22 protein-coding genes and 1 riboswitch are annotated in these 24,046 nt (G+C 65.8%); of the genes, 8 read left to right on the forward strand and 14 right to left on the reverse strand.

Features of this window, described 5'->3' with window-relative positions; all coding sequences use genetic code 11:
- Positions 1 to 116: 116 nt before the first annotated feature.
- Positions 117 to 1,406: a YihY/virulence factor BrkB family protein gene (locus tag NMB41_RS17545; protein WP_494379085.1), complete on the forward strand. Its 1,290-nt coding sequence runs from the start codon at positions 117 to 119 to the stop codon at positions 1,404 to 1,406.
- Positions 1,407 to 1,415: 9 nt separating this feature from the next.
- Here NMB41_RS17545 and NMB41_RS17550 read toward each other — a convergent pair whose 3' ends face one another.
- Positions 1,416 to 2,114: a hypothetical protein gene (locus NMB41_RS17550; RefSeq protein WP_494379086.1), complete on the reverse strand. Its 699-nt coding sequence runs from the start codon at positions 2,112 to 2,114 to the stop codon at positions 1,416 to 1,418.
- Between the two features lie 2 nt (positions 2,115 to 2,116).
- The gene (locus tag NMB41_RS17555) at positions 2,117 to 2,962 is read right to left on the reverse strand and encodes a MipA/OmpV family protein (RefSeq protein ID WP_494379087.1); all 846 of its coding nucleotides are present in this window, start codon (positions 2,960 to 2,962) and stop codon (positions 2,117 to 2,119) included.
- A 365-nt stretch (positions 2,963 to 3,327) separates the two neighbouring features.
- Here NMB41_RS17555 and NMB41_RS17560 point away from each other — a divergent pair, with 365 nt between their 5' ends.
- Entirely contained in the window at positions 3,328 to 4,632 is a 1,305-nt protein-coding gene (locus tag NMB41_RS17560) for an ATP-binding protein (RefSeq protein ID WP_494379088.1), read from the forward strand.
- A gap of 21 nt (positions 4,633 to 4,653) precedes the next feature.
- On the opposite strand, the gene NMB41_RS17565 is transcribed toward NMB41_RS17560, so the two are convergent.
- From NMB41_RS17565 to ylqF, 7 genes are all read right to left on the reverse strand, one after another.
- Entirely contained in the window at positions 4,654 to 4,968 is a 315-nt protein-coding gene (locus tag NMB41_RS17565; RefSeq protein WP_494379089.1) for a hypothetical protein, read from the reverse strand.
- Positions 4,965 to 5,630 carry a thiol:disulfide interchange protein DsbA/DsbL gene (locus NMB41_RS17570; RefSeq protein WP_494379090.1) on the reverse strand — a complete coding sequence of 222 codons (666 nt, stop codon included), beginning with the start codon at positions 5,628 to 5,630 and terminating at the stop codon, positions 4,965 to 4,967. The genes NMB41_RS17565 and NMB41_RS17570 overlap by 4 nt, the downstream gene beginning before the upstream one ends.
- 271 nt (positions 5,631 to 5,901) lie before the next feature.
- The gene (locus tag NMB41_RS17575) at positions 5,902 to 6,774 is read right to left on the reverse strand and encodes a cobalamin-binding protein (protein WP_494379091.1); all 873 of its coding nucleotides are present in this window, start codon (positions 6,772 to 6,774) and stop codon (positions 5,902 to 5,904) included.
- Positions 6,771 to 7,583 carry an ABC transporter ATP-binding protein gene (locus tag NMB41_RS17580; protein ID WP_494379092.1) on the reverse strand — a complete coding sequence of 271 codons (813 nt, stop codon included), beginning with the start codon at positions 7,581 to 7,583 and terminating at the stop codon, positions 6,771 to 6,773. Before NMB41_RS17580 ends, NMB41_RS17575 begins: the two co-directional genes overlap by 4 nt.
- The gene (locus tag NMB41_RS17585) at positions 7,580 to 8,629 is read right to left on the reverse strand and encodes a FecCD family ABC transporter permease (protein WP_494379093.1); all 1,050 of its coding nucleotides are present in this window, start codon (positions 8,627 to 8,629) and stop codon (positions 7,580 to 7,582) included. Before NMB41_RS17585 ends, NMB41_RS17580 begins: the two co-directional genes overlap by 4 nt.
- 13 nt (positions 8,630 to 8,642) lie before the next feature.
- Complete coding sequence (locus tag NMB41_RS17590; protein ID WP_494379094.1) at positions 8,643 to 10,637, reverse strand: TonB-dependent receptor; 1,995 nt, start codon at positions 10,635 to 10,637, stop codon at positions 8,643 to 8,645.
- A 70-nt stretch (positions 10,638 to 10,707) separates the two neighbouring features.
- Positions 10,708 to 10,937: riboswitch (cobalamin riboswitch) on the reverse strand.
- 132 nt (positions 10,938 to 11,069) lie between these two features.
- Entirely contained in the window at positions 11,070 to 11,990 is a 921-nt protein-coding gene (ylqF, locus tag NMB41_RS17595) for a ribosome biogenesis GTPase YlqF (RefSeq protein WP_494382865.1), read from the reverse strand.
- Positions 11,991 to 12,208: 218 nt separating this feature from the next.
- Between ylqF and NMB41_RS17600 the strand changes: the two genes are divergently transcribed.
- Complete coding sequence (locus NMB41_RS17600; RefSeq protein ID WP_494379095.1) at positions 12,209 to 12,457, forward strand: hypothetical protein; 249 nt, start codon at positions 12,209 to 12,211, stop codon at positions 12,455 to 12,457.
- A gap of 51 nt (positions 12,458 to 12,508) precedes the next feature.
- Here the strand turns inward: NMB41_RS17600 and NMB41_RS17605 are convergent, their stop codons facing one another.
- The 4 genes from NMB41_RS17605 to NMB41_RS17620 all read right to left on the reverse strand — a co-directional run bounded on the left by NMB41_RS17605 (position 12,509) and on the right by NMB41_RS17620 (position 16,804).
- On the reverse strand, positions 12,509 to 13,393 hold the full coding sequence (locus NMB41_RS17605; protein ID WP_494379096.1) for a hypothetical protein: 885 nt from the start codon (positions 13,391 to 13,393) through the stop codon (positions 12,509 to 12,511).
- Between the two features lie 175 nt (positions 13,394 to 13,568).
- Positions 13,569 to 14,825, reverse strand: a complete 1,257-nt coding sequence (locus NMB41_RS17610) for a choice-of-anchor X domain-containing protein (RefSeq protein WP_494379097.1) — start codon at positions 14,823 to 14,825, stop codon at positions 13,569 to 13,571.
- Positions 14,815 to 15,669, reverse strand: coding sequence for a hypothetical protein (locus NMB41_RS17615; RefSeq protein ID WP_494379098.1), 855 nt, complete (start codon positions 15,667 to 15,669; stop codon positions 14,815 to 14,817). The genes NMB41_RS17610 and NMB41_RS17615 overlap by 11 nt, the downstream gene beginning before the upstream one ends.
- A gap of 202 nt (positions 15,670 to 15,871) precedes the next feature.
- Positions 15,872 to 16,804, reverse strand: coding sequence for a histone deacetylase family protein (locus NMB41_RS17620; RefSeq protein WP_494379099.1), 933 nt, complete (start codon positions 16,802 to 16,804; stop codon positions 15,872 to 15,874).
- A gap of 170 nt (positions 16,805 to 16,974) precedes the next feature.
- Between NMB41_RS17620 and NMB41_RS17625 the strand changes: the two genes are divergently transcribed.
- The 5 genes from NMB41_RS17625 (at position 16,975) to NMB41_RS17645 (ending at position 22,924) form a co-directional block, all read left to right on the forward strand.
- Positions 16,975 to 17,895 (forward strand): AAA family ATPase, encoded by a 921-nt coding sequence (locus NMB41_RS17625; protein WP_494379100.1) that lies wholly within the window; start codon positions 16,975 to 16,977, stop codon positions 17,893 to 17,895.
- Positions 17,896 to 17,905: 10 nt separating this feature from the next.
- Complete coding sequence (locus NMB41_RS17630; RefSeq protein ID WP_494379101.1) at positions 17,906 to 18,904, forward strand: DUF58 domain-containing protein; 999 nt, start codon at positions 17,906 to 17,908, stop codon at positions 18,902 to 18,904.
- Positions 18,901 to 20,922: a transglutaminase TgpA family protein gene (locus NMB41_RS17635; RefSeq protein ID WP_494379102.1), complete on the forward strand. Its 2,022-nt coding sequence runs from the start codon at positions 18,901 to 18,903 to the stop codon at positions 20,920 to 20,922. Before NMB41_RS17630 ends, NMB41_RS17635 begins: the two co-directional genes overlap by 4 nt.
- Positions 20,919 to 22,127 (forward strand): lytic murein transglycosylase B, encoded by a 1,209-nt coding sequence (mltB, locus tag NMB41_RS17640; RefSeq protein WP_494379103.1) that lies wholly within the window; start codon positions 20,919 to 20,921, stop codon positions 22,125 to 22,127. The genes NMB41_RS17635 and mltB overlap by 4 nt, the downstream gene beginning before the upstream one ends.
- A 452-nt stretch (positions 22,128 to 22,579) precedes the next feature.
- Positions 22,580 to 22,924: a hypothetical protein gene (locus NMB41_RS17645; RefSeq protein ID WP_056344418.1), complete on the forward strand. Its 345-nt coding sequence runs from the start codon at positions 22,580 to 22,582 to the stop codon at positions 22,922 to 22,924.
- 210 nt (positions 22,925 to 23,134) lie between these two features.
- Here the strand turns inward: NMB41_RS17645 and cysM are convergent, their stop codons facing one another.
- A complete protein-coding gene (cysM, locus tag NMB41_RS17650; protein ID WP_494379104.1) occupies positions 23,135 to 24,037 on the reverse strand; it encodes a cysteine synthase CysM in 903 nt (300 codons plus the stop codon).
- Positions 24,038 to 24,046: the final 9 nt, after the last annotated feature.

Consider the following 24,046-nt stretch of genomic DNA (forward strand, 5'->3'; position numbering starts at 1 on the left):
GCTGAGCACTCGCACATTCCCAGCGCTTTCTGCTTCTGCATAAGGTGAGTCACCGCACCGAACCGTACTAATGGAAGGCTTACGGTAAAGCGTCTACAACGAAGAAACCAAAGAAAATGAGCCATTTTGCCGTCACGCCAAGGCCGCAGGAAGCCGAAACTTGCGTAGCTGCCGCCGAGTCAAGAACGAACGAGCAATCCAAGGTGCTGGAATCGAAGACTTCAGACCTGCTTTCCTCCCGGCTTGTGCGTGGCGCCGCTTTACTGGGAATCGCCGCCGCGGGCTATGCTCTCGTCAGACGCAAAAAACCCCATATAGCCAACATCGCACCAGAACGCAGCGACGACACTGGCAATATGCTGAAGGTGGGTAGTTTTCTTGTATCCCTGGTAGCGTCTTTTGCTTCGGCCATGAACAATGCCAGCGTCGACGCATCCCCCGCGGTCCAGAAAGGAACCGAACATGTTCCGACGCGTTCAAAGGACTGCAAATCCGATACGAAGGATGCGGAACCAACTACAAGCACGCCCCCGCGCCCCAAGTTCGAGCAAACCTCGGCGAGCTGGATCGGCAGGCAGTGGCAAATAGTGCGGGCGGCAGCAAACGCATGGATGGATGATTACGCGCCGAGTATGGGGGCAGCGCTTTCGTATTACACGCTGTTTTCCCTGGCACCGCTACTGGTCCTCATCATCGCGATTGCCGGGATGGTATTTGGACAGGACGCTGCGCAAGGAGCAATTATCGCGCAGCTTCAAAGCATCATGGGCAAGGATGGAGCGACGGCTGTGCAGGGCTTGCTGCAAGCCGCGCGTGAACCGTCCACCGGGATTGTCGCCAGTATCGTTGGCGGCTTTCTTTTACTGCTGGGCGCAACTGCGATTTTCGCCGAGCTGCAAACTGATCTGGACCGCATTTGGCAGGTGCCAGCGAAAGAGAAACCGTCGGGCCTTTGGGGTTGGTTGCGCAGCCGCGTACTCTCCTTCGGATTGGTTCTCGGACTGGCTTTCATGCTGATGATTTCACTCGTCGTCAGCGCTGCGCTCGCAGCGTCAAGCGAATGGTTGAGCGGGGGAGCAGCGGAAAGCGTTTTGGCAAATGGTTTGAATTTTATTGCGTCGTTCGCCCTCTTCACGGTTCTGTTCGCGATGATCTACAAGATCATGCCGACCGCGAAGATATCCTGGCACGATGTCTGGATGGGGGCCGCAGTAACAGCCTTGCTCTTCAACGTAGGTAAATCGTTGATCGGGTTATACCTTGCAAAATCGAGCGTGGCCTCGGGCTTTGGCGCAGCCGGCTCTTTCGTGATTCTCGTCGCGTGGTTCTACTATTCTGCGCAGATTTTCCTGTTCGGCGCTGAATACACGTGGGTGTACGCAAACAGCAAAGTACGGAACGGATAACTCGGGTTCTTAGTCGAACAGCGGCACGATCGCCAGCGGCGGGTAGCTGGTGACAAGCTGCACCCGCTCGCTGCCCGCGAAGCGGTACAACACGGTCGGGAAGCTGTCGTCGGCGTCGCCGGGGAAGCCCACGCTGGAGGTCACCGCCAGCGTCGCATCGCTGCCATCGGGCCGGTGCACGCGCACGCCGATCTCGGCGACCCGCTTGGCGAAGACGAAGCGCACGCCGCCGCACTGGCGCGTGCGCAGCGAGCCGTCGCGGTAGCGTGCAAAGCCGAGCGCCTGCTCGCAGGCCGCGCGCAGTTCGCCGTCCTCGTACACGCCGTCCGGCTGCAAGGCGATCGACACGCGCGGACGCACACTGAAGCTGCCGATCTTGCGGCTCAGCAGCAAGGCGACGTTCTCGTCGTAGGCGCCCTTGAGCAGCGGGAACGGGGTGCGTCCGAGCGGATCGAGCGGCAGGTTGACCTGGTTGGTTTTGCCGGCCAGCGTCAGCTGCACGCCCTCGAAGGACGCACTGCGGTCCTGCGCGGCGACCTGCAGCTGGCTTTGCAGGAAGTTTTTCTGCCCGCCATATTTTTCGAACACCACCATGGCGCGGTAGGCGTCACGGTAACTGACCCAGTCGCCGGCGCGCGCCTGCGCGCACGCAGTCAGGGCGAACAGCGCCAGGGTGCAGCAGGCAGTGAAGTGGCTGGCCAGTGGCATCGTCAGAAGCGGTAGGCGATGGCGGTCGAAACCGTCAGGTTGGTCGGCCGCAGGGCGAGCGGGCTGTGGCGGGCACTACCCAGCAGGCGCGTGGCCTGCAGCTGCGAGGTCAGCATCCAGGAGGGCGACCAGGCCCAGTTCCAGCGCGCGCCCAGGCGGGCATCCTTCAGTCCCCCGCCGGCATCGAACATGGGGTTGCCGCTGCTGAAGGAATCCATTTCGCTGACGCCGAAAAAGGCCATGTTGTAGCGCCGGTTGCCGAACCCCAGGCCGGCGTCCAGCGCCAGGCGGTGGTGCGCGCCGATGTTAATCGCCAGGCGCTGCACGCCGAGCTCGAGCTTCAGGCCGTCGCGCGCATTGCCGGCGCCGTACAGCAGGCTGCTGGTGAAGCGCCATTCGGGCGTCAGGTAATAGTTCAGGAAGCCACCGCCCTGCAGGCGGCTGTGGATCGCCGGCATCCCGCCCAGCCGGTTATCGCCCTCGGTAACCATTGGCATGGCGACCAGCTTAAAGTCCATGTCGCCAATCCCGCCGGCCCCGCCACCTTCGCCATCCACGTCGCGGCGCGGCTGCAGTTCCAGCAAGGGACCGAATTCGAGCTGCGGCGTGCGCGCCAGATGGATGCCGGCGCGCATGCCGGACACGAAAGCGCCATTGCTCCACTGGACCTGCAGCACCGGCAGCAGCTTGCGTTCGGTGTCCCTGGCGCCCTGGTAGCGCGGGCCTGAGACCACGCCCAGCCCGACATACATGTCGCGGCTGCCGTCGGGCATCGGGTTGGTCGCCGGCATCTGCGCATGGGCAGCGCTCGATACGGCGGCAAACGCGAGGGCGGAAAGCTTGGTCATGGATAAAGAAATCGGAAGCGGAGGTGCCAGTATTTTACGTTGAGGCAAGCCCAGCTCCCAAATGTCGTGTGTTCCCGTGTGCACATAATTGGCAGCGGCCGCTTCAGGCAGGGCGACAAGGTGGTCACGCGTCAACTGACGGCAACCGGAATAAAAAAACCCACCGACACTCGCATGTCGAGTGGGCAAACGGAAAACTGTAGGAATAATCTTAACGCGCATCAAGTTTTCAAATTCTTCTCAGTTGTCGAGTAATTGTCATGAATTTGTAAGCCACCATCGTGTTGCTTGCTCCGATACAATGCCGTCGGGAGAAAAACAATGTTTTTGAGACGAGCAGGCAGGCTGGCGATGGGAGGGCCCGGGTGAACCGGATCTTTTTCCGTTTCTTCATGCTGGTCATGCTGTCGATCACGGCCGCGACCTTCGTCATCTATTTCGCCATGAGCCGCCTGTTCGGCGACCCGATGGAAGACATTGCGCGGCGCCAGGCCTCGGCCCAGATCTTCCTGATCGAGCAATACGTCGACGCCGCCCCCGCCGACGAATGGCTGGCGCGCCTGAACCGGGTGCGCGAAATCTCCGACACCCGCTACGACCTGGTTCCGCTGCCGACAGCCCGTACCTTCCTGCCCGCCGCCAGCCTGGGCGCGCTCGACCGCGGCGAAGTCGTGCTCGACGTCGACGGCAAATCCTTCTATCGCCGCGTCGACCTGAAGGGCGAGCGCTATATCGGCAGCGAAGACGAGGTCCTGCACGCCCAGGACTTGCCGATCGACGTCAGCCTGGCGCTGCAGATGGAAGCGGTGCGCTACGTGATCGTGGCGCTGGCCCTGCTGCTGCCGATCGCGCTGTGGTCGCGCTCGCACTGGCAGGGCTTGCAGTCGCTCTCGCGGGTGGCCGACGAATTCGGCGCCGGCAAGCTGTCGGCGCGTGCCCGCATGCAGCCCTCCGCCAGCATCTACCCGCTGGCCGAACGGATCGACCACATGGCCGACCGCATCGAAGAACTGCTGGTGTCGCAAAAGAACCTGCTGCACTCGGTCTCGCACGAGCTGAGAACGCCGATTGCTCGCCTCGAATTCGCGCTCGAACTGCTGGGCGCGAAGACCGACGACCCTGCCCTGCACACGCGCATCGCCGCCATGGAAGGCGACCTGTCGGAACTCAACAGCCTGGTGAGCGAGCTGCTCGGCATGGCGCGGCTCGACAGCGGCCAGGCGCTGCAGCTCGACGCGGTGGATGTCGCGGCGCTGCTGCGCTCGATCGAGGCGAGCCTGCCGCCGGGACAGCCGGTCCTGGCGATCGACTGCGCGCCGGATGTCGGGACGATCGTGGCCGATTCACGGCTGCTGGCGCGGGCGCTGTCGAACCTGCTGAGGAATGCGCAGAAGTATGCGGCCTCGGCAATCCGGGTGACGGCGCGCCGCGACGGGACGCGCGTGACGATTTCGGTCGAGGATGACGGGCCGGGGATTCCGCGCGAGGAGCGCGAACGCATCTTCGAGCCGTTCTACCGGCTCGACCGCAGCCGGGACCGGGCGACCGGGGGCTTCGGGCTGGGGCTGTCGATTGCACGCAAAGCCGTGCTGCTGCACGGCGGGGCGTTGCAAGTGGGGGACTCGGCGCTCGGCGGGGCGCAATTGACCGTGGTGTTGCCGCAGCGGTGATCGCGGCACACACTCACAAAATTACTTTACCTCGGGCCTGAGGTGCGTGAAGCCGTACCACAGGTGTTCCCACCAGTGGTCGCGCGAGCGCACGGTGTACAGGCAGGCCTTGTCGACACCGCTCTTGAAGACCGGGTCGGGACACTTGTTCGTCATCAGGGCGTGGCGCTGGTTTTCCGCGTTCACGAGGGCGATGCAGAGCCAGAGGACAAGGCCGAACAGGATGACGACGAGCGACCAGGCAATGTGGTTGACATGGCTGGTCTCGAACAAATTCTCGTCCCGAGGGCGGGCGCCCTCGTAGAGTTCGAGGACTTTGCGTTCTCCGTCGCTCATTTCGTGGCGGCTGCCTTCGCGACCAGCGCGTCGAGTACCTGGAAGTGCGCCTGCAAGACCTGGGCGTTCCCTTGGATCTTGAGCTTGTCAGCCACCTGTCCCGGCGAAGTCTGGTACTTGCCGTCGACGACGATCGTCGGGGTACCGGACACCTGGTAGCCGGTGGCGAGCTGCGGCTGGCGGCGCAGCTTGGTCATGACGCCGAAGGAATTCCAGGTTTCCATGAATTTGGCCTTGTCGATGCCGTTCTTCGCGACCCAGTCGATGATCTGCTCGTCCTTCATCAGGCGCACGCGCTGGACGTGCACGGCCTGGAAGATCTTGGCATGCATTTCCTCTTCCTTGCCCATCGCCTGCAGCGTCAGATGCAGGTGCGCTTCCGGATCGAGCGCACCCTGGAACGGCAGGTGGACGCGGCGCAGGACAATCTTGTCACCCTGCTTTTTGACCCATTCTTTCAGACCAGGTTCCAGCGCATAGCAGGCCGGGCAGTGGTAAGCGAAGAATTCGACCACTTCGACCTTCTTGCCGACCGCCTGGACCGGCTGTGGCGTGGCCAGCGTCGTGTACTCGACGCCGTTTTGCGGATTGGTAGGCGATGCGAAGGCGGTGCTGGCGACCAGGCTGGCGGCAACGAGAGCGAAACGCAGGGAACGGCGCATAGGAATCCTTGGTTTTGTAATTGAAGAAATCGACCGCGAGATTAACACTTTTTTGCGCGAGCCTCAGGGCCTGAAACGTTTTTTTGCATTTGCTTACCGCTGTAACGGGTGCTTAGAGCCTATTCCTGTAGGCCGGAGTCGCTGTTGGCGCGCCTGGCAAGCGGGGGCTGCGTTGCTCGTCGTTGCATGGCTAGCCATGCGGCCTCCTCGCGCCTTGCCCGCGCTTGCCAGTCATCGCCAACAGCTTCCCCCTGCCTACAGGAATAGGCTCTTACCGCCGTGCGCGGGCCTCTTCCAGGCGGGCGCAGAGCGTGGCAGCGCCGTCGGCCACGCGCGGGCCCGGGCGGGTCAGCAATTGCTCGTCGAGCGTAAACAGGTTCTTGCGGCGCACCGCCGTCATGCCACCGAAGGGCTGCCAGATCGACAGGCCGCGGTCCTGCGGCGTGTAGAGCTTGCCGCCGAGGATGACTTCCGGATCGCGCTGCACGACCGACTCGACGCTCACTTGCGGCGCGATGGTTTTCAGGTCCGCAAAGATGTTGCGCCCGCCGCAGAGGCGGATCGCATCGCTGGCGATCTGCTCGCCGTTGAGGGTGTACAGCGGATTGTCCCAGGCCTGGTAGAACACCGACACCGGTGGCCGGCGCCCGTAGCGTGAACGCAGGCTGCCGACCTTGGCGCGCAGCCGCGCCGCCGCCGGTACGGCGATCTTTTCCGTGCCGAGCAGGCGCCCGAAGCGCTCCAGGCTCGTTGCCACCGTTTCGAGCTTGCGCGGCTCGCTGTGGAAGACCGGAATGCCCAGGCTGGCAAGCTGGGCGATCTGGCGCGCCGTATTCCCGCTTTGCCAGACGATCAGCAAATCCGGCCGCAAGGCGATCACGCGCTCGAGGTCGATCTGGCTGTCCGAGCCGATTAAGGGAATCATGCGCGCTTCGAACGGATAGTCGCTGTAGTTCATGGCGCCGACGATGCGCGCGCCGCCGCCGGCCGCGAACACCAGTTCGGTCACATGCGGCGCCATCGAGATCACGCGCTGCGCCGGACGGGCCAGCACGACGCGCTTGCCGCTGTCGTCGACCACGCTCACGGCGGCCTGGGCAGTGGCACAGCACAGCGCCAGCAGCGCCAGGAAAATCGATTTCATTCAACACTCCGGATGTTGGGTTGCCGGGCGGGCGGCGCCGCCGGCAGGAAGATGGTGCGTCCTTCATGTTTGAGGACGGCGATCGGGTGGCCGAGGCAAGCGCCAAGCAGGTCCGCGCACATCACCTCGCGCACGGGGCCGGCGCGCCACTGGCCGTCGCCGTGCAGCAGCAGCGCATGGGTGGCGCCGCTCCAGGCCAGGTTCAGGTCGTGGCCGACACTGACCACCGCCCTGCCCTCCTCGCGGCACAGGCGCGCCAGCAGGTCGGTCGTCGCGACCTGGTGCGCGAGGTCGAGCGCATTGGCCGGCTCGTCGAGCAGCAGCAGCGGCGTGTCCTGGGCCAGCAGCGCCGCGATGGCGACCCGCTGGCGCTCGCCGCCGGACAAGGTGCGCACGTCGCGCTGGGCCAGGTGCAGCACGTCGAGGGTGCGCAGCGCCTTTTCGGCGGCCGCGTGATCGTCGCTGCCTTCCCAGTAGCGGTCGGCGTGATAGGGGTGGCGCGCCATCAGCACGGCTTCGATGACGCGGTAGGCAAAGGCGTCGCCGCGCGCCTGGGCCAGGTAGGCGCGTTCGCGCGCCAGCGCCGGCAGCGGCCAGCTGGACAAGGCCTCGCCGGCCAGCTTGATGCTGCCGGCATCCGCCGCACGCAGGCCGGCGAGCGTGCGCAGCAGCGTGCTTTTTCCCGCGCCGTTGGGGCCGATCACGCACCAGTTCTCGCCCGGGGCAACGCGCCAGTCGAGGCCTTCGACGAGCAGACGCTCGCCGGCGCGCAGGCCCAGCTTGACGGTCTCGATTCGGGTTTCGCTCATCGCGCGCGCAAATGCAGTTGGTGCAGCTGGAACAGGAACACGGGCACGCCGATCAGCGAAGTCAGCACGCCCACGGGCAGCTGCTGGGGCGCCAGCACGGTGCGCGCCAGCGTGTCGGCCAGCACCAGGAAGCCGCCGCCGGCCAGCACCGCGGCGGGCAGCAGGATGCGGTGGTCCGGCCCGAAGGCGTGGCGGCAGGCGTGCGGCACCACCAGCCCGACAAAGCCGATGCTGCCGCCGGTGGTGACGGCGCAGGCCGTCAGCAGGCCGGAACAAATAAACAGAAAGCGGCGCAGGCCGGCCACGTTCACGCCCAGCGTGACGGCGGCGTCGGCATGCAGCGCCATGACATTGAGCGCACGCGCCTGGCGCAGCGCCAGCAGCAAGGCGCCGGCCAGCACCACCCAGGGCAGCAGGCGCCAGGAACTGCCGGCCAGGTCGCCGATCATCCAGAACACCATGCCGCGCAGGCGCGACTCGGGCGCCACCGACAGCATCAGGGTGACCAGCGCCATGCAGGCCGAGGCCAGCACCACGCCGGTCAGGAGCAACACGCTAGGATCACCTGCATGCGCCCCCGTGGGCGCCGCGCCGCGCCCGCCGCCGAGATCGCGCCGCGCCAGCAGGTACAGCAGCAGCGAAATGCCCACCGCGCCAGCCAGGGCGCCGGCGTCGACCAGCCACAGGGCCGCGCCGAACAGGAGCGCCGCCAGCGCGCCGACCGCGGCGCCCGCCGACACGCCCAGTACATACGGGTCGGCCAGCGGGTTGCGCACCAGCGCCTGCATCATCACGCCAGCCAGCGCCAGCGCGGCGCCGGTGGCGAAGGCGCTGCTGGCGCGGCCCAGGCGCAGGTCGAGCAGGGTCGCGGCCATGCCGCCTGGCGCGCCGCTGAGCAGGCTGGCAAAAGCCTGCGGCAGTTCGGCCAGGGGCAGCGCCACGGAACCGGCCAGCCCCGCCCCCACCAGCGCCGCCAGCGCGCAGGCGCCGAGCAGCGCCAGCGTGGTGCGCCGGCGTGCGGGAGAACTGGCGGTGATGGCGCTCATCCTCGTCTACGAATCAGAAGTCGTAGCGCGCCGACAGTTTCAGCTGGCGGCCGTTGCTCGGATAGATGCCGCTCTCGCAGCCGAAGGCCTGGCTGAAGTACTTGCGGTCGCCCAGGTTCAGGCCATTGACGGCCAGTTCCCATGCGCCGAGCTTGATCGCATAGCGCGCGTCGAAGGTGGTGTACGACGGGATGCGCGCCGCGCAATCGTTGGCGAAGTCGCTGCCGTAACGCTGCTTAGCCACGTACTGGGCGCCGATGTCGGCACTCTGGCCATTGCTCGGGAGCCAGGCCAGGCGCGCGGTGAGCACGTTCTTCGGCACCAGCACCATCTCGCGGCCGGCGTTCGGGCCGCCCGTGAATTCGGCTTTCACGTGCTGCACGTGGCCGGAGAGACGCAGGTCGGCGCCGAGGTCGGCCTGGGCGTCGAGTTCGAACCCCTGGCGGCGGGTCGGATCGAGGTTGGTATTGGCGCCGCCGAAGCTGCCGAACAGGGTCGGATCGAAGAAGATCTCGTTGCGCAGGCGGTGGCGGAACACGCGCGCCGACACCTGGCGCGCCTTGTCGCCGACAGTCACGCCGAGCTCGAGGTCGCGCGAGGTCTGCGGTTCCAGCAGGCCGTCGCTCGAGCGGAAGTTGTTCTCGTCGGCGTTGGCGATACGGTAGCTGCGTCCTGCTTTTGCGTGCACGGTGACGCCGGCCAGTGGATCGATGCTGCCTTCCACGGTCCATGCATTGAGCGACCTTTCACCGGACGGCACGCCGCCGAACGGATTGCCCGGTTCGTAGGCCAGCGTGTCCTTCTTGTCGAAGCGCTCGTGGCGTCCACCCAATGCCAGGCGCGCGTTGGCGGCACCGGCCCAGCGCATTTCGTCGCGCAGGTAGACGGCGCGCGTATCCTGCTCGAAGCGCACGCCAAGGTCGGTGCCCTGCTTCCAGCGCGTGAGGTCGACGCCGGCGACGAACTCGTTGAGCAAGGCGCCCGAGCGCTTGATGTGGCGCAGGCGCGGTGAGAACTGGGTCTGGCGCGTGAAATAGTCCACTTCGCTCACGTAAGCGACGCCATCGAACTCGTACGCGTAGTGCGCGCCGACCTCGCGTTCGCGGTGCGACAGCTCGGCGGCCAGTTCGAGGTTGCCGATGCGGTGCTCGGCAAAGGCCATGACGCGGTCGGTATCGAGATTGCCGAAGTCGTCCGGGGTATTCGTCTGCTCCGGGTCGGTCTTGAACTGGCTCAGGGTCAGGGAGCCGGGAAAGCGCGATTCCTGGCGCGCGGATTCAAGACGCAGGCCCAGGCGCGTCGCGTCCTGCGCCCACTGGAAGCCGCCGCTGACGGCCTTCTGGCGGAACTTGCTGTTGCTGCGGTCGTTGTCGGTGGCCTGGTTGGCTGCCGCCAGGTCGAAGGACAGGGGACCCATGCCGTGGCGCAGCGACAGGCGCGCATCGTGCTGGTCGAACTGGCCGCGCTCGAGCACGAGCGCGCCGTGGTAGCCCGCTTCGCTGCCGCGCTGGGTGATGATGTTGATCACGCCGCCGGTGGCGCCTTCGCCGTACAGCACGCTGCTGCCGCCGCGCACGATCTCGATGCGCTCGACGGTATCGATCGCAATCCCGGCCAGCACACTGCCGGCCAGTTCGTTTTCGTTCATGCGCACGCCGTCGACCAGCACCACCAGGTTCTGGCTGCTGTTGGTGCCGAAGCCGCGCAGGTCGAGGCCGAAGTCGGGCGAGCCGTCCAGGCTCTGGCGGCCATACACGCCGCCGATCTTGCGGATCGCGGCATTGACGTCACTGACGCCGGCGCTGCGGATCTCGTCGGCGGTAATCACGGTGGCGCCGATGGCGGGCAAGGCGGCGTCGCTCGGGAAGCGCGCGCCGGTCACGTGGACGGTGGAGATGGGCTCGTCATCCGCATGGGCGGCGCCACCAAACAGGGACAGGAAACAAGCGCAGGCCAGCGCGATCGGCTTGATCGCCGGCGCGCTGTTCGAAACAGCAGCAAAAGTCATGGTGTGGTTCTTCGATAAGGAGCATCCGCCCTGCGTCCCCGCAGTTCGGATTCAACGGACAAAGCAAATAGCCTGTCCACCTGTCCTGGCCGGTATCCGGGCTAGCAAGTCGGGGCCGCCTCACCTTCCTGTGCCGGGGCACAGTGGTCTTCGAGGGGGCCAGTCGCCGGGGCGACGCTTGTTTTACCGTTGCGGGGGCAGCACACGTTGGCCGGACGCCGGAGGCGCCGTGGCTTCGTGTTTCCCGTTTAACTGCGTGTGCGGATTGCGCACGCGGGCACCAGAACGGGGTGCATTATATATCGGACAAGAGAGAAAGCGCCGGCAGATCATGCGGCCAACGCGTGGACTCGGGAGTCCGGTGACCCCGTCATTGAGGCCATTGGCCTCAATGACCCCTACGATTCTCGGCGCTCCCACACCGTCTTTACATCATGTCCCGCGCTTGCCGCGTGCGGCCTCTTCGGCCTTGGCCGCAGCCTTTTCGGCAGCGAGACGCTCCTTCTCCGCCTTCTCCGCCGCGTGCATTGCGAGGCGCACGGCGCGCGATTCCGGCGTCTCGAGGCTGATGCGCCCGATCGCGCCGCTGCGGTAGTCATGCAGCAGCACGTGGGCCGCTTTCTCGACGTCGAACTCGCCGCCGCGCATGCGGAAGCCGCGCCGTGCGGCGACCTGCTCGACCACGCCGATGCCGTCCAGGCCCTCGGTCTTGAAACCGTAACGCGCGGTGAGCAGCTGCGGATAGCGCTCGAGCAGGACGTCACCCAGGAAGAAGGCGACCTCTTCCTCGATCAGCGCATTGGTGCCGATCGCGTGACTCGCGGCCAGCATCAGGCCGTCGCTCGGCATCTCGATCTTCGGCCACATCAGGCCCGGGGTGTCGACCAGCACCGTGTGCTTGTCGAGGTAGAGCTTTTGCTGGACCTTGGTCACGGCCGGCTCGTCGCCGACTTTGGCCACGCGCTTTTTCAGGAGGGCGTTCATCAGCGTCGATTTGCCGACGTTCGGAATGCCCATGATCATGATGCGCAGCGGCTTGGTCGGCACGCCGCGGTGCGGCGCCAGCGACAGCGCCAGGGCCGGGATGCGCGCAACCTCGAGCGGCTTCTTGGTCGTCAGCGGATAGGCCGTCACGCCGGACTGCGCGTCGTAATAGGCTTTCCAGGCGGCGGTCGCGTTCGGATCGGCCAGGTCGGTCTTGTTCAGGATTTTCAGGATCGGGCGCTGGCGGAACTTGCGCATGCGGTCGACCATCGGGTTGCAGCTCGCCTCGGGCAGGCGTGCGTCGAGCACTTCGATCACGAGATCGATGAATTCCATCTGCTCTTCCGCCTGCTTCTTGGCTGAGTTCATGTGGCCCGGGAACCATTGTATCGACATGCTGTGCTTTCAAATTCTGCGAACGAGGCGGTATTTTACGCTCTAGCTTGCCCAGCGTCCCGGGACAGTGTGGTTCTGTTTCCACTAGGAATGATTTTGACTTGATCCGTTGCAATATCGAGTCAATCCGGACGCGCACGATGGCGGGACGGCCGCTGTGGCCGCGATGCAGTCACGTCATGGAGAACGTCATGGGTTTCGCGCGCAACGTCGAGGTATGGATTTTCGGGGCCCTGGCGCTCCTGGTGCTGGCAGCTTGCCTGGATGGGAAGAGCGAACGGGCGCCGCCTGCGAGCCGGGCCGGCGTGGTGCCCGAAGTGGAACTGGCGCAGCCCCAGGCCGGCGCGGCGCAGCCGATGTATGTGGTGTACGTGGTAGGCAAGCGGCCGAGCGCGGCCGAGAAAAAGCGGATGGCGCGCCCTGGCGCCGCCGGCGCGTGAACACGGGCGGGGAAATCCGTCCGCGACCGATTTCCCCTCTTCCAGGTCCCTTCAGCGCGCCATCGATTCCATGTCGCGCCGCACCAGCGAGGTGATCCCGCTCCAGTTGCCCCCGGTGTAATGGCCGTAATCCTCGCCGTCGTCGCGGAACACGACCGAGTGGAAAGCCCACTTGGCGCGCCCGCCCTGGTTCGCGCCCGACCCCAGCGTCAGGTCCTTGCAGAACCAGTCCCCCGGATTGCACAGCGTACTGCCGCCGCTGCCCGCAGCGCCGCCGGCGCTGTGGTAGGCCACCACTTCGTCGTCCTGGCCCGGCAGGGCCCACGAGTAAATGGTGCCCCTGGCTCCCGCGTAGCGGTAGAACCAGATGCCGCGCGTGTCGTTGTGGTTGTAGAGGGCGCGCGCCGTGCTGACCTTGTGCTGGTGGACCATGTCTTCGCTCGTGGTCCAGGCGCCGATGTCGGCCAGTTCGCTGCCGCCCGACGACCCCGCCGCCACCCTCACCCAGCGAATGTTCCAGCCGGTCTGCACCGTGCCGTCGGCGTCGCCGCACTCGCCCGCGGCGTTGGCCACGGCATTCTTCTTGGGGCGCCAGGTGCCGCCGTAATTGGCCAGCGTATAGCCCAACAACATGTCGCCGGCGCTGTGGACGGCGATATAGCACCAGTTGCCGCCGGTGCAGAAGCAATCGAGGGCGTTGCGGATGGTGCCGCTTTGCGAGGCGACCCCGCTGCGCCCATCCCAGTTGACCGATTTTTTATTCACGCCCGCGGCCACCTCGCTTGGGCCGAAGTAGCTGAAGTCGTCGTAGTTGCCGATCGCGCCGCCGCCGGTGCGGCCGTGGATCCAGAGCGTGTAGTTGGTGGCGCTCGCCAACCCGGCGGCAAACAGGCCGGGCAGGCACAATGAAACGGCAAGGCGCGCGGAACGTCCCATGTCATCCTCCATTGTTTAGGAAATTGGTGGCAGTGGGGCGTGGGAACGGCCGACCGCGAACGGCCATTCTTGTGACAAGGAGGCCGGCGCGTCAATGGCGCACCGCAGGACGTGGCTCGAACAATACCGAACAGCGGATCAAACCCGGCGCCGCCGACAAGGGGCGCCGGGTCGTCTATTTCACTGGCCCGCAAGCGCTCGGCGGCAGCGGCTGCGATGGATCGAACGTCGCCAGCGCCGAGGCGGCGCTCTTGCGGTCCCTCGCGAACTCGTCCAGATGGCGCTGGCGCTCTTCGCTGCTCCATTCGGCATCCGACACGCCCTTCATCGAGGTGTTGCGGCTGGTGAGCACCGGACCCTCCAGGCGCGGCATCAGCTCGCGGTCGGGGTCGACGTTTTCCTTGAGCAGGTAGCCGTCGACGTCGCGCAGGGTCAGCGGCAGCACGGGCGCGCCGTCGACCATCAGCTTGCCGAACACGACCAGCTTGATGTCGTTCGGACCCGGCCCCAGCACCTCGTTGAAGGTGGCCAGTGCGAACGGGCGGCCCTTCGCATCGTCGACGCGGCCGGTAACGATGTAGCGCCCCGGCTGGCGCACGTCGGCGCGCAGCACGAAGGCCAGGGAACCGTCTTCCATCGCCTCGCGCGGCGCACCGGCCCAGACGGCCGGCACCTTCGGCGAATATATCACGTCGAAGATCACCGCGCCGTTCTTGCCGTTCACGGTGTAGCGCACTTCGGTGCGGATGGTGCCGTGGAAAACGCCCAGGCCGGTCTGGGCCGGGGTCAGCACGCCGGTGAAGGCGCCGTCGCCCGCGGCCGGATCGGCGCCGCTGCCGTCGTCGGTGAAGGCCAGCGGCACCTGGCTTGTTGCGCGGCCGCCCGTTGTCACCATGCCGGCGGCAATCGCGCGCGTGACCACCAGCGGCAGCACGGCACCCTTCGGCTCGATCGCGCGCAGCGAGAACGCGACCGATTCGCCGGCGGCGAGGTAGACGCGCGACTGCGAGGTCTGGATCAGGATGTCGGGATTGCCGCGCCGGTCGTCGCCGCGCATCGGGTTCGTTTCCAGCACCGGCTTGTTGGGATAAGCCTGGTCGGTATTTTGCGACATCGGCCGCGAATGGGCCGGGTACATGCTGCCCTCGCGGTAGCTGCAATAGGTGTGGTCGGTCAGCGCGTAGTGGTCGACCAGCTGCTGGCGCTGGCGCGCGCGTTCGCCCGGCAGCGCCGCTGCCGGCTGGCCGTCCACCTGGCCGAAGAACTGCGGGCCCTGCGGCGCGCCGCCGGTGGCGACGGCCGCGGCGGGGCCTGGGGGCGCGTCGCTTTTCACGACGAGCCAGCCGATCAGGACCAGCAGCGCCAGGACCAGCACTGCCGGTCCCCAGCGCCGCAGGCCGCCGCGGCCCGCTTGGGATGGATCAGAGGGCACTGTTCACCACGGCGCTGCGCACGACCCCGACGATGCCGCCCCAGTTGCCGTTCGCATAGTGGTTGTAGGCTTCGCCATCGTCCCGGAAACTGACCGAGTGATAGCTCCATTTCTGGCTGCCGCCTTCGTTGGCGGCCGTTCCCAGCGTCAGGTCGTTGCACAGCCAGTCGCTCGGATTGCAGTAGGACCCGCCTCCGCTGCCCGACACGCCCCCGGTGCTGTGGTAGGCCACGGCCTCGTCGTCCTGGCCCGGCAGGACCCCGGAGTAGGCCGTGCCCTTGGCGCCGGCATACATGTAGAACCAGACGCTGCGCGTGGTGTTGTGGTTGTACATGGCGCGCGCGGTGGAGGTTTTCAGGTCCTGCACCAGGGGTTCGGAGGTGGTCCAGGAGCCCACGTCCGACAGCTCCGAGCCGCCGCCCGCGCCGGAAGCGGCGCGCACCCACTTGATGTTCCAGCCGGTCTGCGCGGTGCCGTCGCTGTTGCCGCACACGCCGGAGGAATTGGCGACGGCATTTTTCTTGGTACGCGCCGAACCGCCGTAATTGGCCATCGTGTAGCCCATCATCAGGTCGCCGGCGCTGTGGGTGACGACATAGCACCAGTTGTTTCCGGTGCAGAAGCAGTCGAGCGCGTCGCGGATCTTGCCGCTTTGCGAAGCGATGCTGCTGCGCCCGTCCCAGTTGACGGATTTCTTGTTGATGCCGGCGGCCGTGGTGCCTGGCCCCCAGTAGGTCCAGCTGTTGTAGTTGCCGACCACGCCGCCGCCGGTACGGCCGTTGACCCAGAGCGTGTAGTTGGTTGCTGCTGCGAAGCTCGACGCCGCCAGGAGGCAGAGCGCCATTACCATTTGCAAGGCTTTCTTCACAATATCTCCTCGTTTTTTGAGTTGACGCCTGTCTCGGTGCCTTTTGCTGCCGGCAGAGCCAGGCGCAGCCGCGTCTTGCGGCTCAGCCGAATGTATGCCTGAGCTCGCTAAGAGTCAATTGAACAAGGGATAGCAGGATATTGCGTTGTATCGGCGCAAAAGCAAATATTATTTGCTTTTAATCAAGTTCCGCGAGAACTTTTAGGTGTGCAACGACACTGCGGCCGAGTGCCGACAGTTCGTAGCCGCCCTCCAGGCAGCTGACGATACGCCCGCCCGCGTGTTCGCGCGCAACCGCCATGATCTGGCGCGTGATCCAGGCGTAGTCCGCTTCGACCAGGGCCATGCCGCCCATGTCGTCGTCGCGGTGGGCGTCGAAGCCGGCCGAGATGAAGATCATCTGCGGACGGTGCGCATGCAGCGCCGGCAGCCAGTATTCCTGCACCACCTGGCGCACGACGTCGCCGCCGCTCCTGGCCGGCACGGGCACGTTGACATTGGTGGCGGTGATCGGCTCCGGGTCGGTGTTCGGATAGAACGGGTGCTGGAAAAAGCTCGCCATCAGCACGCGCGGGTCGTCGCGGAAGGACTCCGCGGTGCCGTTTCCATGGTGGACGTCGAAGTCGACGATGGCGACGCGCTCCAGGCCGTGCGCTTCCATCGCATGGCGCGCGGCAATCGCGACGTTATTGAAGAGGCAGAAGCCCATCGGCTCTTTTGGCGTCGCGTGGTGTCCCGGCGGGCGGATCGAACAAAAGGCGTTGCTGATGTCGCCCGCAATCACGGCGTCGGTCGCAGCCAGCGCCGCGCCGGCCGCGCGCAGGGCCGCGTCATAGCTGGCGTGGCACAGGAGGGTGTCGGCGTCGAGCGGATAGGTCTCGCCCGGTGTCGTCGGAACATGGTCGCGCACCAGCGCCAGTGCGCCTTCGGTGTGGTTGCGCAGGATGGCCGGGACTTCGGCCAGGGGCGCCAGGCGGCGTTCGAGCAGGCCGTCCAGGCGCGCCAGGATCAGCTGGTCCTCGATCGCCTGCAGGCGGCTCGGGGACTCGGGATGCCAGTCGCCCATGTCGTGTTTGAGACAGTCGGGATGGCTGTAGATTGCTGTGCTCATGATCGTGCGCTTGTGGTTCTTCCCTGCTTGCTGCTCAGCCATACACCGGGATGTCCGGTTCTCGCATAGAATCATCGGGAGAAGGTGTGCCGCCGCCTGGAAAGAAGAGTTGCCAATGGCGCTAATCTACCATGCCGCCTCCGGCCCCGCAGCATTCTATTGGAAGCCATATGTTCAACAAATTGCACGCCGCCGCGCGCCAGGTCGGCCAGATCGTGGTCGGCAAGGACCAGCAGGTACGCCTCGCCTTTACCTGCCTGCTGGCCGGCGGCCACCTGCTGATCGAGGACGTGCCCGGCGTCGGCAAGACCACGCTGGCGCATGCGCTGGCCCTCTCGCTCGGCTTGAAATTCAACCGCGTCCAGTTCACCAGCGACCTGCTGCCGGCCGACGTGGCCGGCATTTCCGTCTACGAGCGCGAGAAGAACGGCTTCGCCTTCCACCCCGGCCCCATCTTCACCCAGGTGCTGCTGGCCGACGAGATCAACCGCGCCACGCCGAAGACCCAGTCGGGCCTGCTGGAGGCGATGGAAGAGCGCCAGGTCAGCACCGACGGCGTGACGCGTCCCCTGCCCGAACCCTTCTTCGTCATCGCAACCCAGAACCCGGCGCACCAGGTCGGCACCTTTCCCCTGCCCGAGTCGCAGCTGGACCGCTTCCTGATGTGCTTATCGCTTGGCTATCCGGACGCGGCCGCCGAACGCGCGCTCCTGATGGGCGAAGACCGGCGCGCCATGCTGCGCTCGATCGAGGCCGCCATGAACCCGCTCGAACTGATCGACGCCCAGCAGGCGCTGCGCGCGATCCACGCGTCAAGCTCGCTGATCGACTACGTGCAGGCGTTGGCCCAGGCGTCGCGCTCGGGCACCCTGTTCGCCGAAGGCCTGTCGCCGCGCGCCGCGATCGCGCTGCTCCAGGCCGGCCGCGCCTGGGCCGCGCTCGAAGGCCGCGACCACGTGCTGCCGGAAGACATCCAGGCGGTGCTGGTGCCGGTCTGCGCGCACCGGCTGCGGCCCGTGAAATCGGCGCAGGGCATGGCGCTGGCCAGCCGCGACCTGGTGCTGCAGCTGCAAAAATCGGTGCCGGTCTAGGATCGATGCCATGGCGCGTTCCAGCCTGACCCGGCGCCTGGGCCTGCAGATCGGCGAGCGCATCGGCCCGCGCGCGCTTGACGCCGGCGAGCTGCTGCTCGGCCAGCGCCGCATCTACATCCTGCCCACCAAACCGGGCCTGGGTTTCGGCGCCCTGCTGCTGGTGCTGCTGACCGGTTCGATCAACTACAACCTGGGCCTGGGCTATGCGCTGACCTTCCTGGCGCTGTCCTGCGCGCTGGTCGACATGGTGCTCACCTGGCGCAACCTGGCCTACCTGCGCCTGTCGGTACAGCGCGTGCCGAACGTGTTCGCGGGACAGGAAGCCATTTTCCATCTGCAGCTGCGCAACACCACGGCCCGTGCCCGCTACGCGATCCTGGTCGACCTTGCCGCCGCCGGCGAGGCGCGCCACGCGCTCGACGTGCCGGCCAACGGCAGCGCCTCGGTGCGCCTGGCCCTGCCGAGCGAACAGCGCGGCTGGCTGGACGCGCCGCGCTTGAGCCTGGCAACGCGCTTTCCGCTCGGCCTCTTCCGCGCCTGGAGCTACTGGCGTCCCGACGCGCGCGCCCTGGTCTATCCCTTCCCCGAAGAAGGCGCGCCGCCGTTGCCTCAGGCCGCGGCGAGCAGCCGCATCGACGGCGCCGGCCATGCGGGCGAAGACGATTTCGCCGGCGTGCGTCCCTACCAGCCGGGCGACCCGCTGCGGCGCATGGCCTGGCGCCAGATCGCGCGCCTCGACCCGCAGGACGGCGGCCAGCTCGCGACCAAGCATTTCGAAGGCGGCGCGCGCGAGGAGCTGGTGCTCGATCTCGCGGCCCTCTCGCCGCAAATCGATCTCGAACTGCGCCTGTCGCGCATGACGCGCTGGGTGCTGGAAGCCGAAGGGCGCGCCCAGCCCTATGCCTTGCGCCTCGGCACCGAGCATGTCGATGCCGCGAATGGCCTGGCGCACCAGGCGGCCTGCCTGCGCGCGCTCGCCCTGTACGGCCAGGGAGGCGCGCGATGAAGGCGCTGCTCGCGCGCCTGGCCGCCCTGCCGCGCGACAAGACCGACACCCTGCTGCTGCTGTTTGCGGCCCTGCTGGTGCTGGCGCCCCATGTGTCGCACCTGCCGCTGTGGGTCTCGCTGCTGTGCGGCCTGACCCTGCTGTGGCGCGCCACGATCACGCTGCAGGGCAAGCGCATGCCGCCCAGCCTCTTGCTGCTGCCGCTGGCGGGCGCCGCCATGTTCGGCGTCGCCCACAGCTACAACACCCTGCTCGGGCGCGATGCCGGCGTGGCCATGCTGGTGCTGCTGGTTACCTTCAAGATGCTGGAGATGCACGCGCGGCGCGACCTGTTCGTGGTGGTCTTCCTGTGCTTCTTCCTGGTGCTGACGAATTTCTTCTACGAGCAGGGCATCGGCACGGCGCTGTTGATGGCCTTGTCGGTGCTGGCGCTGCTGACGGCCCAGCTGAGTTTTCAATTCACGGGCGCCGTGCCGCCGCTGCGCCAGCGCTTCCTGATGAGCGCCAAATTGCTCGGCCTGGCCGCGCCCATTGCTTTCGCCTTGTTTTTCCTCTTCCCGCGCATCGAAGGGCCGCTCTGGGGCATGCCGGGCGACGCCAGCAGCGCCCGTTCGGGCATGTCCGAGACCATGGCGCCGGGCACGATGGCGAACCTGGCGCAATCGGGCGAACCGGCCTTCCGGGTGCGCTTCGACGGCCGCATGCCGAACCAGGAGCAGCTGTACTGGCGCGGTCCGGTGCTGGGCGCCTACGACGGGCGCACCTGGACCCGGCTCGACGCCAGGCTGGCGCGCCACACGGCGCAGCAGCCGCTGTCGCTGGTCGTCACCGGCAAGCCCCTGCATTACGAAGTCACGCTCGAACCCTCGTACACGCGCTGGCTGTTCGTGCTCGAGATGCCGCAGCGCCTGCCCGAACTGGACGGGAACATCGCCAACGTCTCGGGCGAATTCGAGCTCACCACGAGCTTCCCGGTCGAGACGCGCCTGCGCTACCGCGCCACCTCCTACCTCGGCTACCGGATGCAGCCCAAGGGCTTGCCGGAAGACGCCGGTCACTGGCTGCAGCTGCCCGCCGAGACCAACCCGCGCGCCCTGCTCGCCGGCCTCGAACTGCGCGCCCTGCCCGACCCGGTCCAGCGCATCGAGGCCGTATTGAACAGCTTCCGGCGCGACGACTACGTCTACACGCTGAACCCGCCGCTGCTGGGGCGCGACGCCGTCGACGATTTTTTGTACGGCAGCCGCGCGGGCTTCTGCGAACACTTTTCGGGCGCCTTCGTGTTCCTGATGCGCGCGGCCGGGGTGCCGGCGCGCGTGGTCACCGGCTACCAGGGCGGCGAACTCAATCCCATCGACGGCTTCGTCACCGTGCGCCAGTCCGACGCCCATGCCTGGGCCGAAGTCTGGCTCCCGCGGCGCGGCTGGGTGCGCGTCGACCCGACCGCCGCGGTGGCGCCGGAACGCGTGCGCAGCGGCCTGAATGGGGCGATTCCGCCGCGCGCGCCCTTCGGCATCGAAGGACTGGGACGCTTCATGCAGTTGGGCGGCGACACCCATCCCTGGGTCGCGCAAATGCGCTACGCCGCCGGGGCGGTCAACAACGGCTGGAACCAGTGGGTGCTCAATTACAATCCGCGGCGCCAGGCGAGCCTGGTCGAGAGCGTGCAGTCCTCGCTGTCGACGGGACTGGGCTGGCGCATGCCAGTCTTGCTAGCTTCCCTGATAACTGTGTTGCTGCTCTTCCGATTCTTCCAGCGGCGCCGCGAAATCGACCCGGTCCATGCGCTATACTCGGCCCTGTGTTCGCGCCTGGCCCGCATGGGTCTGGCGCGTTCGGCAGATGAAGGCCCGAGCGCCTACGCCGCACGCCTCGAGGCGGCGGCGCTGCTCGCACCAGCCGCGCAAACGGCGGCCTGCGAGTTCCTCGGGCGTTACAGCGCCTGGCGTTATGCGCCGCGCCGCAACGACCCGCATCTGGCCGCGACCCTGAAGCGCTTACTTTCGCAAGTTAGATGAAACAGTTCGTATCACTTCTCACAGCACTTGTTGTTGCAGCAGCCCCGATCCTCGATGCCAGCGCCAGCGCGAAGCATCCGCCCTCGAAAGCAAAGATCGCGAAGGCCAAGGCCGGCAAGGCGAAACCTTCTCCTTCCAAACCCGGCCCCAAGCTGCCCAAATCGCGCAAGGCTGCCGCCGCGGCTGCGGTTGCCGTCGCGGCGGTCGCCGCCGTGTCCTCGATCGACTACGCCGGCGAACAAATCAATTTCAGCGACTGGCAAGCCGTGCGCGACTTCGTCGACGAGATGGTGGCCAAGCACGGTTTCGAGCGCGGCGCACTGGAAAACCAGATGCGCCAGGTGCGCTTCGTCGAATCGGCCGTCCAGCTGGTCAAGCCCGCGCCGCCCGGCAAACCCAAGAACTGGCAAGCCTACAGCGCTCGTTTCATCGAGCCGATCCGGATCAACGCCGGCCTGCGCTTCTGGAACGAGAACGCCGCCGCACTGGCACGCGCCGAAGCGGCCTATGGCGTGCCGGCCGAGATCCTGGTCGGCATCATCGGCGTCGAGACCGTGTATGGCCGCGACACCGGGCGCTTCCGCGTGCTCGATACCCTGACGACTTTGGCCTTTGCCTATCCGGAAGCGCCGAACAAGGCGGCGCGCAGCGTCTTCTTCCGCGGCGAACTGGAAAATGCGCTGCTGCTCGCGCGCCACGAAAACATCGATCCCTTCACCTTGTTGGGATCGTTTGCCGGCGCGGTCGGCATGCCGCAGTTCATGCCCGGCAATGTGCTGAAATATGGGGTGGATTTCGACGGCGACGGCCACATCGACCTGCGCGGTTCGACCCAGGATGCGATCGGCAGCGTCGCCAACTTCCTGATCGAACACGGCTGGAAGCCGAGCGACACCGGCCCCAACGTGATTCCGGTCGACGTCGCCGCGCACCGTGCCTGGGAACCGCTGCTCGAACGCGGCCTGGCCGCGACCCTGCGCGCGGACGAGCTGACGGCGGCCGGCGTGGTGTCCCCGGTGGCCTTGCCGGCCGATCGCCTGTACGGCCTGGTCGACCTGCAAAACGGCGCCGAGGCGACCGAGTACTGGGTAGCGAACGATAATTTCTTTGCCATTACCAAGTACAACCGCAGTTATTTCTATGCCATGTCGGTGATCGACCTCGGCCGGGCCGTGCGCGAGGCACGGGACGCGCAGACATTGTAGAGCTGGTGTTATTGTCAATAAATTGTAACAACCTGTAACTGCGCTGCCGCCTTTTTTCCTTCAGGCAGCGCCCTTTACGCCGGGTACTCCCCCGGTGTATCTCCTCCCGCCGCGTTTCTGTACTCTATGGAAACATTCAACGGCGCGGCATACCCCCACTTTTGTTAGCATTCGTGCATATCATTCTGAAACGTGTGGCACGCAACTTGTGTTTCCTCTACACTTAAATTTAATTAAAAAACAATTATTTTTTCAGTGAGATTGTGAGAGAATTGCATTGCGGCTATTGTTGCGATTAGACAACAGGGCCGAGGCTTCGCACCGAATTCTATTGCTCATAAGTACTAGAGTCGAAATTAGTTGTACAATTGAGTAGATTTTTTCGAAAGAACTTCCGGAATCGAAACGCCGCAAGCGATTTTCGTCAACCCAAAATAGGAATATTTGAAATCATGACAAACCAAGTCGGCATTGATATGAGCAGCGATGCGGAGTCGGATGAACTGTTGCAATACAACCCGAACCGCCTGCTGGACACCCTGATCGAGAACCTGCGCCTGAAGAACGACGCAGCCCTGTCGCGCGCCCTGGAAGTTGCGCCGCCAGTGATCTCGAAGATCCGCCACCACCGCCTGCCGGTCGGCGCATCGCTCCTGATCCGCATGCACGAAGTGAGCGACCTGTCGATCCGTGACCTGCGCTACCTGATGGGCGATCGCCGCAACAAGTTCCGCATCAGCGACAAGCAGTTCAAGCCAAAAGAAGGCGCGTCGCCTTCGGCATCGAGCGGCGAGTAATACTCACGCAATTCTCACGCGGCCCGGGTTTTCTTGGGGCCGCATGAGATTGATGGACGAAAAAAATGGGGCGATCCAATCGCCCCATTGGTCATTGCCTCATCATCCTAGAGCGTGTGAAAATCCTTCAGGGCAAGGCGCATCGTCGAAGACAGTACGCTAGTACGGCGAGACGATGCAACGCCGCCATGGAGGATTTCTCACACGCTCTCAGGCCGGGAATACGCCGGTTGAGAGATAACGGTCCCCGCGGTCGCAGACGATGAAGACGATCGTCGCATTCTCCACGGTCTGCGAAATGCGCAGCGCCACTTCGCAGGCGCCGGCGGCCGAGATGCCGCAGAAAATCCCCTCTTCCGCCGCCAGCCGGCGCGCCATCTGCTCGGCTGCCGCCTGGCTGACGTTTTCCACCTGGTCCACGCGCGTCTTGTCGTAGATCTTCGGCAGGTAGGCTTGCGGCCATTTGCGGATGCCCGGAATCGACGAACCTTCCTCGGGCTGGGCGCCGATGATGCGCACCGCTTCGCTCTGCTCCTTCAGGTAGCGCGACACGCCCATGATGGTGCCGGTCGTGCCCATGGCGCTGACGAAATGGGTAATGCGCCCGTCGGTATCGCGCCAGATTTCGGGGCCGGTGGTCTGGTAGTGGGCCAGCGGGTTGTCCTGGTTGGCGAACTGGTCGAGAATGATGCCCTTGCCTTCCTTCTGCATCTGCTCGGCCATGTCGCGCGCGTATTCCATGCCTCCGGTCTTGGGCGTGAGCACGATCTCGGCGCCATAGGCGGCCATGCTCTGGCGCCGCTCGATCGACAGGTTGTCGGGCATCAGGAGGATCATCTTGTAGCCGCGGATGGCGGCCGCCATGGCCAGTGCGATGCCGGTGTTGCCGGACGTCGCCTCGATGATGGTGTCGCCGGGCGTGATCTGGCCGCGCTCCTCGGCATTCTTCAACATCGACATCGCCGCGCGGTCCTTCACGGAGCCGGCCGGGTTGTTGCCCTCGAGCTTGCCGAGAATGATGTTGTTGCGCGCAGCGGCATCCGCCCCGCCCAGGCGCACCAGCTGCACCAGCGGGGTATTGCCGATCGTATCTTCGATGGTTTTGTAGGCCATGCTTCTCTC

The organism is Massilia sp. FBCC-B171, from assembly GCF_059134155.1.

Bases quoted from the DNA above. Each gene is read 5' to 3' on its own strand.
- NMB41_RS17645 (WP_056344418.1), top strand. From the start codon at position 22,580: ATGACAAACCAAGTCGGCATTGATATGAGCAGCGATGCGGAGTCGGAT.
- NMB41_RS17635 (WP_494379102.1), top strand. From the start codon at position 18,901: ATGAAGGCGCTGCTCGCGCGCCTGGCCGCCCTGCCGCGCGACAAGACC.
- NMB41_RS17620 (WP_494379099.1), bottom strand. From the start codon at position 16,804: ATGAGCACAGCAATCTACAGCCATCCCGACTGTCTCAAACACGACATG.
- NMB41_RS17630 (WP_494379101.1), top strand. From the start codon at position 17,906: ATGGCGCGTTCCAGCCTGACCCGGCGCCTGGGCCTGCAGATCGGCGAG.
- NMB41_RS17575 (WP_494379091.1), bottom strand. From the start codon at position 6,774: ATGAAATCGATTTTCCTGGCGCTGCTGGCGCTGTGCTGTGCCACTGCC.
- NMB41_RS17565 (WP_494379089.1), bottom strand. From the start codon at position 4,968: ATGAGCGACGGAGAACGCAAAGTCCTCGAACTCTACGAGGGCGCCCGC.
- NMB41_RS17625 (WP_494379100.1), top strand. From the start codon at position 16,975: ATGTTCAACAAATTGCACGCCGCCGCGCGCCAGGTCGGCCAGATCGTG.
- mltB (WP_494379103.1), top strand. From the start codon at position 20,919: ATGAAACAGTTCGTATCACTTCTCACAGCACTTGTTGTTGCAGCAGCC.
- NMB41_RS17580 (WP_494379092.1), bottom strand. From the start codon at position 7,583: ATGAGCGAAACCCGAATCGAGACCGTCAAGCTGGGCCTGCGCGCCGGC.
- NMB41_RS17555 (WP_494379087.1), bottom strand. From the start codon at position 2,962: ATGACCAAGCTTTCCGCCCTCGCGTTTGCCGCCGTATCGAGCGCTGCC.
- NMB41_RS17550 (WP_494379086.1), bottom strand. From the start codon at position 2,114: ATGCCACTGGCCAGCCACTTCACTGCCTGCTGCACCCTGGCGCTGTTC.
- NMB41_RS17605 (WP_494379096.1), bottom strand. From the start codon at position 13,393: ATGGGACGTTCCGCGCGCCTTGCCGTTTCATTGTGCCTGCCCGGCCTG.
- ylqF (WP_494382865.1), bottom strand. From the start codon at position 11,990: ATGAACTCAGCCAAGAAGCAGGCGGAAGAGCAGATGGAATTCATCGAT.
- NMB41_RS17545 (WP_494379085.1), top strand. From the start codon at position 117: ATGAGCCATTTTGCCGTCACGCCAAGGCCGCAGGAAGCCGAAACTTGC.
- NMB41_RS17570 (WP_494379090.1), bottom strand. From the start codon at position 5,630: ATGCGCCGTTCCCTGCGTTTCGCTCTCGTTGCCGCCAGCCTGGTCGCC.
- NMB41_RS17615 (WP_494379098.1), bottom strand. From the start codon at position 15,669: ATGGCGCTCTGCCTCCTGGCGGCGTCGAGCTTCGCAGCAGCAACCAAC.
- NMB41_RS17600 (WP_494379095.1), top strand. From the start codon at position 12,209: ATGGGTTTCGCGCGCAACGTCGAGGTATGGATTTTCGGGGCCCTGGCG.
- NMB41_RS17590 (WP_494379094.1), bottom strand. From the start codon at position 10,637: ATGACTTTTGCTGCTGTTTCGAACAGCGCGCCGGCGATCAAGCCGATC.
- cysM (WP_494379104.1), bottom strand. From the start codon at position 24,037: ATGGCCTACAAAACCATCGAAGATACGATCGGCAATACCCCGCTGGTG.
- NMB41_RS17585 (WP_494379093.1), bottom strand. From the start codon at position 8,629: ATGAGCGCCATCACCGCCAGTTCTCCCGCACGCCGGCGCACCACGCTG.